The 12,550-nt window shown below is 71.2% G+C and carries 11 protein-coding genes and 1 pseudogene; 5 read left to right on the forward strand and 7 right to left on the reverse strand.

What is annotated here, in order from left to right; translation table 11 throughout:
- Positions 1-76: 76 nt before the first annotated feature.
- Positions 77-2,404: a cellulose binding domain-containing protein gene (locus GQS09_RS12350; protein ID WP_165986084.1), complete on the reverse strand. Its 2,328-nt coding sequence runs from the start codon at positions 2,402-2,404 to the stop codon at positions 77-79.
- A gap of 305 nt (positions 2,405-2,709) precedes the next feature.
- Between GQS09_RS12350 and GQS09_RS12355 the strand changes: the two genes are divergently transcribed.
- The 5 genes and pseudogenes from GQS09_RS12355 to GQS09_RS12375 all read left to right on the forward strand — a co-directional run bounded on the left by GQS09_RS12355 (position 2,710) and on the right by GQS09_RS12375 (position 6,983).
- Positions 2,710-3,066 carry a hypothetical protein gene (locus tag GQS09_RS12355; RefSeq protein ID WP_165986085.1) on the forward strand — a complete coding sequence of 119 codons (357 nt, stop codon included), beginning with the start codon at positions 2,710-2,712 and terminating at the stop codon, positions 3,064-3,066.
- Between the two features lie 185 nt (positions 3,067-3,251).
- Complete coding sequence (locus GQS09_RS12360) at positions 3,252-3,719, forward strand: hypothetical protein (RefSeq protein ID WP_165986086.1); 468 nt, start codon at positions 3,252-3,254, stop codon at positions 3,717-3,719.
- Positions 3,662-5,958 (forward strand): annotated as a pseudogene (locus GQS09_RS12365) (RHS repeat-associated core domain-containing protein); the annotation flags it as partial. The gene GQS09_RS12360 and the pseudogene GQS09_RS12365, both read left to right, overlap by 58 nt.
- Positions 5,959-6,311: 353 nt before the next feature.
- Entirely contained in the window at positions 6,312-6,680 is a 369-nt protein-coding gene (locus GQS09_RS12370; RefSeq protein ID WP_165986087.1) for a hypothetical protein, read from the forward strand.
- Positions 6,681-6,785: 105 nt separating this feature from the next.
- A complete protein-coding gene (locus tag GQS09_RS12375) occupies positions 6,786-6,983 on the forward strand; it encodes a hypothetical protein (protein WP_165986088.1) in 198 nt (65 codons plus the stop codon).
- Between the two features lie 213 nt (positions 6,984-7,196).
- Here GQS09_RS12375 and GQS09_RS12380 read toward each other — a convergent pair whose 3' ends face one another.
- From GQS09_RS12380 to GQS09_RS12405, 6 genes are all read right to left on the reverse strand, one after another.
- Positions 7,197-8,318, reverse strand: coding sequence for a hypothetical protein (locus GQS09_RS12380; RefSeq protein ID WP_165986089.1), 1,122 nt, complete (start codon positions 8,316-8,318; stop codon positions 7,197-7,199).
- A 201-nt stretch (positions 8,319-8,519) separates the two neighbouring features.
- Positions 8,520-9,119, reverse strand: coding sequence for a YdeI family protein (locus GQS09_RS12385; RefSeq protein ID WP_399552494.1), 600 nt, complete (start codon positions 9,117-9,119; stop codon positions 8,520-8,522).
- A gap of 11 nt (positions 9,120-9,130) precedes the next feature.
- On the reverse strand, positions 9,131-9,787 hold the full coding sequence (locus GQS09_RS12390) for a class I SAM-dependent methyltransferase (protein ID WP_165986090.1): 657 nt from the start codon (positions 9,785-9,787) through the stop codon (positions 9,131-9,133).
- 60 nt (positions 9,788-9,847) lie between these two features.
- Positions 9,848-10,774, reverse strand: coding sequence for an SAM-dependent methyltransferase (locus GQS09_RS12395; RefSeq protein WP_165986091.1), 927 nt, complete (start codon positions 10,772-10,774; stop codon positions 9,848-9,850).
- Between the two features lie 164 nt (positions 10,775-10,938).
- Positions 10,939-11,625, reverse strand: coding sequence for a lytic polysaccharide monooxygenase (locus tag GQS09_RS12400; protein ID WP_165986092.1), 687 nt, complete (start codon positions 11,623-11,625; stop codon positions 10,939-10,941).
- A gap of 258 nt (positions 11,626-11,883) precedes the next feature.
- On the reverse strand, positions 11,884-12,550 hold a 667-nt coding region (locus tag GQS09_RS12405), incomplete at its 5' end, for a TerD family protein (RefSeq protein WP_207957746.1).

Below are 12,550 nucleotides of genomic sequence, written 5' to 3' on the forward strand. Positions count from 1 at the left end.
CTCGCCGCGACGGCCGACGGCTCCGCTCCCCGCCGGACGGGGAGCGGAGCCGGGCCGGTACGGTACGGGGCCGGTTTCAGCGGAGGTAGATGTTGGGCTGGGGCGGGTTGCTCATGCCGTTGCCGAGGAAGAAACTCGGGTGCGGCGGCTGGTTGTAAGCGGTGTTCTGCCAGGCCAGGGCGGTGCGGTACTGGGCGTCGTGGACCAGGGTGTGGAGCTTCCGGTCGGTGGTGTGGGTGGTGGCGTAGATGCGCAGCGCGTTGTTGCCGCTGTGCCGCCAGATCACCTCCTCGCGCCAGTCGCCGAGGATGTCGCCGGAGAGGACGGGCGTGGACTTGGTGCCGTTGCTGGACGCCACGCCGCTGCCGGTGAGCAGGCGGGTGTCGCCGCCGGTGCCGTACTTGTCCACCCGGGTGCCGTCCAGCAGTTCACGCACCGGGTCGCCGTCCCACCAGACCAGGAAGTTGGCCGAGGAGGGGTTGCGGCCGACGTTGGAGCCGGAGGAGTTGCGCAGATGGCCCATGTTCGGGCCGGAGCCCCAGTACTCGGCCCCGGCGTTGCCGGCGTGGATGTCCCCGGCCACGCCCCGGCCCGGGCCCTCCTGGCCGCTGGCGGGGGTGCGGAAGAGAACCTCTCCGGTGCGGGCGTCGTGCAGGTCGGCGCCGGGCTGATTGCTGGCTTCGTGGATGGTGAAGACCTCCAGACCCGGGCGGGAGGGCACGAAGTCGCCCACGTGCAGGGCGTCGCCGTGGCCGAAGCCGGTGGCGTACATCAGGCGGCCGTTGTCGTCGATGGTGGCCGAGCCGTAGACGATCTCCTGGCGTCCGTCGCCGTCCACGTCGGCGACGGAGAGCTGGTGATTGCCCTGGCCGTAGGCCCCGCCGTTGCCGGAGGCATTGGAGTCGAACAGCCAGCGGCGGGTCAGCTGCCCGTCACGGAAGTCGTAGGCCGCGATCACGGCGCGGGTGTAGTAGCCGCGGGCCATGATCAGGGAGGGCCGCCGGCCGTCCAGATAGGCGGTGCCGGCCAGGAAGCGGTCCACGCGGTTGCCGTAGCTGTCGCCCCAGGAGGAGACATTGCCGCGGGCCGGTTCGAACGGCACGGTGGACAGCGCGGCCCCGGTCCGCCCGTCGAACATGGTCAGGAACTCGGGGCCGGTGAGGATGTAGCCGCTGGAGTTGCGGTGGTCGGCGTTCGCGTTGCCGATGACCGTGCCGCGGCCGTCCCGGGTGGCGTCCGCGGTCTTCATGGCGACCTCGGCCCGGCCGTCGCCGTCGTAGTCGTACACCTGGAACTGCGTGTAGTGGGCGCCCGCCCGGATGTTGCGGCCCAGGTCGATCCGCCACAGCCGCTGGCCGTTCAGCCGGTAGGCGTCGATGTAGACGTTGCCGGTGACGCCGGACTGGGAGTTGTCCTTGGCGTTGTCCGGGTCCCACTTCACGACCAGCTCGTACTGGCCGTCGCCGTCCAGGTCACCGGGGCTCGCCTCGACGGGGGTGTAGCCGGAGCCGGGGGAGGAGAGCGGGACGTCCAGGTAGTTGCCGCCGGTGAAGCGGAGGGAGTTCTCCGAGGCGGCCTGCTCGGTGCCGCCCACCACGGCCCGGACCGTGTAGACCGCCTCGGCCGGGGCCCCGGAGTCCAGGTAGTTGGTGGAGCCGGTGATCGGCGAGGAGTTCACCTTCGTGCCGTTGCGGTAGACGTTGAACGCCGTGTCGTAGCTCTCGGTGCCCAGGAGCCGCCAGGAGACCAGGTTGGCCGAGCCGGAACGGACCGAGACCAGACCCCGGTTGAGGTCCTCCATCTGCAGCGCGCCCGGCGGCGGCTCCTCGTTCCCGCCGGTGGTGCCCCCGGTGGTGGTCGGGCCGCCGTCGGTGGTGGACCCGGTGGACCCGGTGGTTCCGGAGGTGCTGCCGGTGCTGGTGGACCCGTCCGTGGTGGTTCCGCCGGTGGTTCCGCCGGTGGTTCCGGTGCCGCCGCACTGGACTCCGTTCAGGGTGAACAGGGAGGGGTTGGTGCCGGCGGTGCCGGAGGTGTTGGTGCCGTTGAAGCCGATCTGGACGGTTGCGCCGGTGGCGATGGTGCCGTTGTAGCTGACGTTGGTGGCGGTGACGTGGGCGCCGGACTGGCTGTAGGTGGCATTCCAGCCCTGGTCCACGCGCTGGCCGGAGGGGAAGTCCCATTCCAGCTGCCAGGAGCTGAGCTGCGGGCCGGTGTTGGTGATCGCGAGGTTGGCCGTGAAGCCGGCTCCCCAGTCGTTGGTGGTGTAGGTGACCTGGCAGCCCGGCTCGGCGGCCGAGGCGGAGCCGTTGACCAGCCAGAGGGCCGGGACCGTGGTGACCATCAGGCCGGCCGTGACCAGGGCGACCCGCTTTCGGGCCGGGGAGAGCGGTGTTCTCGCGGACATGGGCGGCTCCAGAAGAGGAGGGGTGAAACGATTCATGATGACGGAATCGCTGGCGAGTGGGGTGCGTTGTGCGAGGGCTGGGAGCGCTCCCACTCCTCTCTGAAACGTAGCAATGGGTCATGTCCCGGTCAATGTCTGGGGCGGGGGTCGCCGAAAGATTTCCGGACCGGCCCGGCCGCGCGACGATGCCGCCCGCATCGGCCGTGGGTGTCCGGCCGGCATGTGCGGCCCCCCCCGTGTCCGGAATCCGCACCACTGTTCCCCTCGCACCGCCGCCGCCATGGCCCTGGCCCGGCCCCCCGGATGTGCGTGACGACCAGCTCGCCGCGCTGGGCGGGTCCACCACCCTGGTGAGCATCGGCATCGGCGGCAACGACTCCGGATTCGCCGCAGCCATGATCAGCTGCCGGTGCTTCACCATCACGAGCTGCCGCCGGGCGCGGGACCGGGCCCCCGGGTTCGTCCGGGGAGAACTGCCGGGGCAGCTCGACGCCCTGTACGCAGAGATCCGCGCCGCCGCACCCCACGCCCGTGTGGTGGTGAAGGGCTGCCCGTACCTCTGCCAGGAGGGCGGCTGGTACCCGGGCGGCCCCCCTGTGCCTGGTCCGGACCCGTGCCGGCCCGGCCCGGGTCAGGCCGGGCACGGGGGAAGAGGTGCATAAGGCAAACACTGCCCGTGCGGCCACTGTTGCCAAACGTGAGAATCGTGATGGTCGTTGTCGGGGGCCAAGATCCGGTGATGTGCCGCCTCAAGGGGATTTTGTGCTCTTTTCTCCCTTCATAGTTTCATGATGAATCGAGGCTGCTCACAAGGCAGTTACTCGTCCATCATGAAGTTGGGAGAGTGATGACGTTCCGTCATCCCGGCTCCGTCAGGGGCCGGACACCCGAGCCGCACCGCCCGGAATGGGAAGGCTCCGTCTTCGCCTTCTGCAAACACCGGGGAACGGCCGTACGCGTTGCGCTGGGCGCGGCGATGCTGATGGCCGTCGAGACCGCCCTGTTCGCCGGAAGCAGCGGGGTGGCGGTGGCGGCCGGGAAGCCCGCCGCGGCCGAGCAGAAGACCCAGGAGACGGCACAGCCGGAGGTGACCGAGGCGGCCGACATCGCCTCGGCCACCGTGGCGGCCAGGCTCGGCGGCAGCCGGGTGGAGGCGCTGTCCGAGCGCACCGAGACCTCCACCACCTGGGTGAATCCGGACGGCAGCCTGACCACCGAACTGTCCGCCGGGCCCGTGCGGTATCTGAGTGAGGGCCCGGCTCCACCATCCTGGTCCCGGCCGGCACCTCGGTGTCCGCCCGCACCTGGACGGTGAACGAGTACGACGCCGGACGGCCCACCAACGGCACCGCCACCGTCAAGGACCAGGTCACCAAGGTCACCACCGGCGCCCAGGTGCGCGAGCACCCCGAGGTGCACGGTGAGCGGCGCGTGACGCAGACCGTCTACGACTGGGCCAAGGGCCTGCCCGTGCAGACCGTCAGGGACCCCGGCGGCCTGGCCATCTCCACGACGACCGAATACGACGACCAGGGCCGGGTGGTCAAGGAGATCCAGCCCGGCGGCACCGGCACCGACGCCCTCACCCGGGTGACCGCCTACTGGTCCGCCACCGGCACCGGAACCTGCTCCGGCCGCCCGGAGTGGGCCGACCTGGTGTGCACCACCGGCCCGGCCGGAGCCATCACCGGCGGCGGCACCCAGCCCGGCCAGCTGCCGGTCACCACCACCGAGTACAACTGGTGGGGCAGCGCGTCCAGCACCACCGAGACCGCCAACGGGGCCACCCGCACCACCACCACGACCCACGACGCCGCCGGCCGCCCGCTGACCGTCACCACCACCGGCGGAACCGGCCAGGCCGTCCCGGCCGCCACCACCGAGTACGACCCGGCCACCGGCCAGGCCGTGCGCACCGTCTCACCCACCGGCGGGACGATCACCAAGACCTTCGACAGGCTCGGCCGCCTCATCTCCTACACCGACGCCGACGGCGGGGTGACCCGCACCGAGTACGACCTGCTCGACCGCCCGGTGAAGGTCACCGACAGCGTCCCGTCCACCGTCACCTACACCTACGACCACACCGCCGAGCCCCGCGGCCTGGCCACCGCCACCACCGACTCCGTCGCCGGCACCTCCGGGCCACCTACGACCCCGACGGCCAGGTCCGCACCGAGAAGCTGCCCGGCGGCTACACCATGCGGGAGACCACCAACCCGGACGGCTCGGTGCTGACCCGGGTCTACACCCGCGACAGCGACGGCACCGCCGTCTACTCCGACACGGTCACCGAGAACGTCCACAGCCAGGTGGTCACCCACGCCGGATGGTCCGCGCAGCGCCACGGCTACGACGCCCTCGGCCGCCTCACCCGCACCGAGGACACCTCCGACACCGTGTGCACCCTGCGCGTCTACGGCTTCGACCAGCGCAGCAACCGCACCTCACTGCGCACCGCGGCCGGCACCCCCGGCGCCGACTGCCCCACCACCGGGGGCACCACCACCTCCTCCACCTACGACACCGCCGACCGGCTCATCGCCACCGGCTACACCTACGACGCCTTCGGCCGCACCACCGCTGCACCCGGCCACGGCACCCTCGCCTACTACACCAACGACCTGGTGTACCGGCAGACCGCAAACGGAAAGCGCCAGACCTGGACCCTGGACGCCGCCCACCGCTTCCGGGCCTGGACGGTGGAGACCGGGAGCGGCAGCACCTGGACCACCAGCGCCGCCAAGCGCAACCACTACGACGGCGACGGGGACAACCCCCGCTGGATCGTGGAGAACACCGCCACCGGCACGGTGACCCGCAACGTCGAGTCCGCCACCGGAGACCTGGCTGCCACCACGGGCGGCACCGGCGGCACGGTCCTGCAGTTCACCAACGTCCACGGCGACGTGGCACTCCAGCTCCCGCTGACCGCAGGCCAGGCGCCGGTCGTGCTCGACCACGACGAGTACGGCAACCCCCGGCCGGGCCAGGAGGCCACCCGCTACGGCTGGCTGGGCGCCAAGCAGCGCTCCGCCGAGACCCTGACCGGCCTGACCCTGATGGGCGTCCGCCTCTACAACCCCGTCACCGGCCGCTTCCTCTCCCCCGACCCCGTCCACGGAGGCGGCGACAACGCCTACGGCTACCCCGCCGACCCCGTCAACCAGTACGATCTCGACGGCCAGTTCTGGAGCAAGATCAAGAAGAAGTGGAAGACGTTCCGGAAGAAGAGCTGGCGCAAGTGGACCCGCCGTGCCATCCGTGTTGGTGCCTGGGTGGGGGGAGGAGTAGCCACCGCAGCGATCTGCGCCGCTTCCGTTGGGGCAGGCTGCCTCGCAGCCGGGTTTGTGATAGGGGCGGCCGTGGGGTCCATCGACTACCAGGCAAGATACGCCTTCCAGAAGAAGCGCCGCATGAATCGAAACGATCACGTCAAGAACATCTGGAGTTTCGCCATCGGTGGAAGCTCGGGAGGGCTGGCCCAGGCGAGTCGATGGGCCTGGCGAGGCGCAAGCAGGTTCTTCCAGGGAACCGGACGTCGTCGCAGGTAACAGAGGCACACGTGATGCAGGAATGGTTGGTGAGCGCTTGACAGGTTGGGGGACCACATTTCCGTGGTCCCCCGATCCTGAAGGGCCCGTGAGAGGAAGATACATGTTCAGGCCGCTTTGGAATCTGGCATATCGGGCCGTGGCGTGGTGTGCGTTGGGAGTGGTCATATCGCTGCTCTTGTCAGAATCGAGTCTTCTGGATGATCCGACCCTGAAGGCTGCACCTGTGTGGGCCGTCACCGTGCTCGGCACCGTCCACAGCGGACGGAGGCTCCAGCGTCGAGGGCTGCTCTGGCCCAAACCCCCGACGGATCATGAGACGACGTCATTCGACAAGCAGAAGGCACGTTGACGTGCTCCCCGGCCTTGAGGCCGGGGAGCACGTCAACGGAACCGAGTGTCCATCCCTGGCTGCTGCTGGGCGCCCGGCGGGCGTGGGCTGTGCCGTCGCCATCGCCAGCGCCGCCGGAGCGGGCCTGTGCGCGGTGATCGCCGGAGCCGCGGCCGGCGCCGCCGCCCAGTGGGCGGGCAACCGCAGGTCGTCCTGGCGCAGCATCAGGTCGGCCGCCTGGACCGGTGCCAATGCCGGTGCCCTGGGCTCGCTGGTCGGCGGCGGTATCCGGGCCGGAGTCCGCTACAGTGTCCGCCGGTATTCCCAGTGGCGGTACCCGTCTCGCGGACGGCATGTGAAGCCCGCCTCCGGGCGTCACCGCCGACGGTGACCAGAAGGGCCCGTCGATGAGGTAGGAAACACCGCATGTGCCAGTGGGTGGGCTCCGCGCGAGCCCACCCACTTTTCTCCGCCGGTTCGCAGAGAAGGATTCGTCATGGACGATGCAGAGCTTGTCTACAGGGTGAGTCAGATATCGCTGAGCATCTATTCACTGCTGCTGCTCATCGCTTTTCCGAAGATCGCAAAGGCCGTTACGGAAAGGCGGGTTCTGGTTTACGCGGTTCTGGTCACTCCGTGGGTTCTTCTGCTTGCCCTCTGGATTTCCTCCTATGAGCTCTACAACGGTTGGTGACCCGCAGCCGGACGGCGGGATGCCGGGCCGCTGTCACCTGTCTCACCGAGCACGAGGGACCTCCCGCGCCGCTGTCGCACCTGCGGCGGTGATGAGACCCGCCGCGCGGCGGGCCTCATCACCTGGGCCGGCAGACCGGGCACGGGTACTTGGTGCGGCGGCCGTCCTCGTGCACCCATATCCAGCCCTTCTCGCACTGACCGCAGCCGTCCGTCATGGTGAGGGCTCCTGTTCTGCGCCGAGAAGCGCCCGGAGCGGAGCCGCCGGGTCGTCCAGCCACACGTACTGATCGTGCGGTGTCACGGTCAGACCGAGACGGTCCAGGCCGGGGGAGTCCCGGGCCCGCCAGGCGCGGAACAGCGCCTCGGCCCGGTCCCACAGATCGTCCGGGCCGCTCTGCGTGACGCGGCCGTCCGCCACCTCCGCGGACGAGCCGCGGGCGCTCAGCATCCATCTGCCCTCCCCGGCCGGCCACGGGGGAGTGCCGATGAGGACGTCGAACAGCACCTGGAGGCCGGGCTCCGGGGCGAGCAGGGGCGCGGGATCGAGGTCCAGTGCCCGCTCCCGCGGCGGCCGTGCCGCGGCGGAGAGCCGGCCGGTGCCCGCCCCGGCACGCGCCGGGCCGGGCCGGCGGGTGGCGCTGCCGCGCAGCGGCATGAAACCGCACTCCTCGTGGAAGGTGCCGTGCGCCGTGCCGTCCGGGCGGACCGTCAGCCGGACCAGGCGGCCGACGGCGTTCCACGGCAGCACGATCGTCCCGCCGGGCCGGATCTGTTCCACCCAGGCATAGGGGATGAGGTGATCGACTCCGGCGGTGACGTGCAGCCGGTCGTACGGTGCGATGCCGGGCAGGCCGCGGGCCGCGTCCCCGGTGAGCAGCCGGGGGAACAGCCCGCAGGCACGGAGGTTGCGCTCGGCCAGCTCGGCCAGGCAGGGATCGATCTCCACCGAGGTGACACGGGCGTGGTCCCCGGTGAGCTGGGCCAGCAGCCCGGCCGTCCAGCCGGTACCGGTACCGATCTCCACCACCCGGTCCCCCGGGTGCGGATCGAGACGGCGCAGGAAGGCGGCGACCAGCACCGGGCTCGATGCCGAGCAGGTCGGTTTCCAGAACCACCGGGCGGCGTTCTCCTCGGTCAGCTCGATGCGCCCCTCGTCGAGCTGGGTGACGATCACGGTGTCCGAGTACACCGCCTGCCACCAGGCTTCGGGATCGCGGTCACGGTCGATCCAGTGACCGCCCGGGACGTCCACGGGCGAGGCCCACGCCCGGGCCGGGACGAAACGGTGCCGTGGCACGCCGATGAGCGCGGTGGCGACGTCGGCAGTTCCCAACCGGCCACCCCCTTCCGGAGTCTGACCTGCGGTTACCGTAGGGACGGCGCGGGAGGGGCAGCAACGGCGCGTAGGTGCACGACCGGGCGGGAAGGGTTGCGCACGGTCCGGGAAGACGCCCGGATGCCGTTTCCCCGGCATCCTCCCTCCGCCCATGCGGCACCTGTTCGTTGATCTCCGGGGTGCACGTGCCCGGCAGCGTCACGGGTGGAGCCTGCGGCCCTCGGCGAGCATGGTGACGAACTCCTTGATCCGGCGGGCCCGGGTCTCCGGGCGCTTGGCGTCCATGACGCGGTAGAGGACGGCATACCGGTTCCGGCTGTCCAGCTCGGCGAAGAAGGCCGCGGCCTGCGGGTCCGCGTCCAGCGCGGCCTGCAGGTCAGGGGGGACGGTGGCCGTGCGGGAGCCGGGGTAGGCGGCCTCCCACCGGCCGTCGGCGCGGGCCCGCTCCACCTCGGCCAGCCCGGCGGGGCGCATCCGCCCCGCCTCGATCAGGGCGGTGGCCTTGTCCCGGTTGATCCGGGACCACGTGCTGCCCCTGCGGCGCGGTGTGTACCGCTGGAGCATGTAGCGCTCGTCGAACCTGCGGCGCAGGCCGTCGATCCAGCCGTAGCACAGCGCCGTGTCCAGCGCCTCGGCCGGGGTGACCGTCCGCACCCCGGAATTCTTCTTGGCGATCTTCAGCCACACACCGGACGCGGTGGCGTGCTGCTCCTCCAGCCAGGCGGCCCACTCGGCGTCGGTGGCGAACTCCAGCACCGGTTCGGCGTCCATGCCGGTGCCGGCTCGGGGCTGCGTCATGACGGCCTCCCTCAGGCGGATTTCTCGGCGGTGCCGAGGATGTGGGTGTCGGCGGGCGAGGGGGGACCGGTCTCCGGGAAGCGGAACCGCTCCAGTTCGGTGATGCGGAAGCCGGCCCGGGAGATGGCCGCGGCGGTGTCCCGGCCGGTGTGACAGCCGCCGCACAGCCGGGGCCAGAAGGTGGCGTCCACCGCCCGCTGCACCCGGCGCATGCCGGGCGAGTCCGCCTGCACGTGTTCGAAGAAGCGGAGCCGGCCGCCCGGCCTGAGCACCCGGTACAGCTCCGCCAGGGCGGCGGCCTGGTCCCGCACCGAGCACAGCACCAGGCAGGCCACCGCGCCGTCGAAGGAGGAATCCGGGGCCGGGAGCTGCTCCGCGCCGGCCGCCACCGTCTCCACCGGGGCCGGGCAGTGCCGGGCGGCGTCCTTGGCCAGGGCGCGCAGCCGCGGCTCCGGCTCCACGGCCACCACCCGCCGCACCGCGGGCGGGTAGTGCGGGAAGTTGAGCCCGTTGCCCACGCCGATCTCCACGACGTCGCCGGACAGGCCGGCCAGCAGCCGCCGCCGCTGCTCGCCCATGCCCGCCCGCTCCAGCGCCGGGCCGGCGACGCGGGAGTAGAAACGGGCGAACACCGGCCGCCGCTGCATCCGCTGCTTCCGCTGCACCATGGCCACAGCGTACGGACCGGGACCGACAGCACGGCGGAGACCGGCGGCGCGCCCCGCGTGTCAGGCCGTCTTCCGGCCCATGCCGCCGAAGATCAGGAGCCCGCCGGCGTCCAGCGGCTCGCTCACCGGCTCGTCCGGCCGCCACAGCGGCACCGGGACGACACCCGGCTCCAGGATCTCCAGGCCGTCCAGGAAGGCGGTGATCTCCTCCTGGCTGCGGATCTTCCCGCGGCCCAGCGACCGGACCAGGTTCTCCTCCAGCTCCTTGGCGTCGGGGATGCTGTTGCAGAAGTGGGAGAGGAACAGATGACTGCCGGGCGCCAGGCGGTCGGTGTACGCCTTGACGAGGCCGGCCGGGTCCTCCTCGTCCAGGATGTGGTGGACCACCGCCAGCATCAGCAGGCCCACCGGCCGCGAGAAGTCGATGAAGTCCTCGATCCCGGGGTGGGACAGCACCTTCTCGGTGTCCAGCATGTCGGCCAGCAGGACCCGGGTGCGGTTGTTCTTGGCGAGCAGCGCCTGGCCGTGGGCCAGGACGATGGGGTCGTTGTCGATGTAGACCACCCGGGCGTCCGGGTTGACCGCCTGGGCCACCTGGTGGGTGTTCTGCGCCGAGGGAAGGCCCGAACCGAGGTCCAGGAACTGGTCGATGCCCTGCTCGACCAGGTAACGGACGCCGCGCACCAGGAAGTCGCGGTTGGCCCGGGCGCTCCTGACCGCCTCGGGGTTGATCTTGAGGGCCGCCTCCAGGACCTCCCGGTCCACCGGGTAGTGGTCCTGGCCGCCCAGGGCGGCGTCGTAGACCCGGGCTATGGACGGCTTGCTGGTGTCGATCTCGGGGATGTCGTAGCCGAGTTCGGCGTTCGCCCAGGTCCAGTCGTAGCCGGGCCCCGCCTCCCCCTGCGCTCCGTCGTCGACCGCGTGCTCAGCGTTCTCAGCGTGCTGAGCGTGCTCCGCGTTTTCAGCATTGTCGGCGTTGTCTGCCATGGTGGATCTGCCCCTTCGACGCCCTGTCAGCCGGCAGGAGGCAGTTTCGCACGAGTCCGCGCCAGAGTGGCAACAACGTTCTGAAAACAACGGGCAATCCGCCGCGCGGAGTTGTGCCCGGCCGGAGGGGGCGCGGCGCCCCCTCCGGCCGGGCCGGCGCGGCGTCAGGAGAAGTGGACGTCGCTGCAGAAGTAGAACGACTGGTCCAGGTGCGAGGCCTGCCAGATCGTGAACACGACGTGGTGGCCGGAGCGCCCGGGGGCGCTGATGCTCAGGTCGGTGTACTCGGCGGGGGCGAAGCGGCCGGTCTGGCGGACCAGCTCAAGGTTGTTCCAGGTGAGCGGCTGGGTCTTCGGGTCGTAGCCCTGCCGGGTCACATAGACCCGGTAGTAGTCCGCGCCGTGCCAGGCCTGGTCCCACAGCCGCAGGGTGAAGTTGCTGCCGACCGGGGTCGTCTTCCAGGGACCGGGGGTGTCCATGGACCGGTAGCGGCCGTTCCAGGTCCGTCCGGCGCTGCACAACTGCCCGTCCGGCAGGGCCGCCTGGTGGTTGCCGGCGACACCCTCCCGGTACAGGCCGTTCCAGTTCCACATGGCGTTGGTGTCGTCCTGCCACGCCTGCCAGCACATCGGGTCCTGCTGCTGCATGGCGGGGTTCTGGAAGTCACTGCCCCAGCGCAGCCAGCAGCCGTAGTTGCGGGACGCGGGATCGACGGCCGAGCCGTGCGCGGAGGCGGTGTCCGCCCAGGGGATCAGCCCCAGCAGTGCCGCGCAGAGCACGGCGAGGACGCGCAGCGTCCAGCGGGGGGAAAGGGCCAGTTCCTGGCCGTGTGCACGAGGTTTCGCGAGCATTGCGGCTCCTACTTCCGGTGTGGGGGATTCCGGATGACGGGAGCGCTCCCAGATGGCGGGAACCTTCCCTCGCGGGCCGCGATTGAAACGCTTCAGTACGGGCTCCGCGCAATCCTCCGGAACCGCTCCCGGAACGGGCCCGCACCGTGCCCGCACCCGTGCCCGGAGGCTGCCGCGGACCCGGCAGCCCCCGGGGTCCGGCGGGGAAGCCGGACCCCGGGGGCGGGGGTGGCCGCGGCGCCCGGAGGGCGGCGGGTGCTACAGGATGGCGGCGGCGTGCTTGACCATGCCCTTGGCGGTCTTGGCGTCCGCGAAGACACCGACCGCGGTCATGTGCCACTCACCGGAGAACTGCCTGACCAGCTTGCACAGGATCAGGCCGGTGCGCGGCTCGGACTGGGTGAGGTCGTAGCGGGCCAGTTCGGAGCCGTCGTGGGCGTCCAGCAGCCGGCAGTAGGCACGGGCGACCGAGGTGAACTTCTGGCCGCTGAACGAGTTCACGGTGAAGACGAGCCCGGACACCTCCGGCGGCAGCTTGGCCAGGTCGACGCCGATGGCCTCGTCATCGCCCTCGCCGTGGCCGGTGAGGTTGTCCCCCGAGTGCCGGATGGCACCGCCGAGGATCCGCTGCTTCATGAACCAGCAGGTGTCGATCTTGCGGCGCTGGGAGTCGAAGGCGATGACCGAGGCGTCCAGGTCGATCCGGCCGCCGTGCATGGCGGGCTGCCAGCCCAGGCCCATCTGCACCCGGGCCAGCGGCGGCTGGCCGGCCTTGACCAGGGACACGGCCTGGTTCTTGACCAGGCTGACCGGCCCGGTGCCCAGGCCCGTCACGCCGCCCGCGGGGCCGCCCGGGGCAGGGGCGGGAGCCTGCGGCTGCGGGCCGGTGGCCCAGGCCGGGCCGGGTGCGGGCGGAGGCGGCGCG

Source organism: Streptomyces sp. YIM 98790, from assembly GCF_011421595.1.
GTDB lineage: Bacteria > Actinomycetota > Actinomycetes > Streptomycetales > Streptomycetaceae > Streptomyces.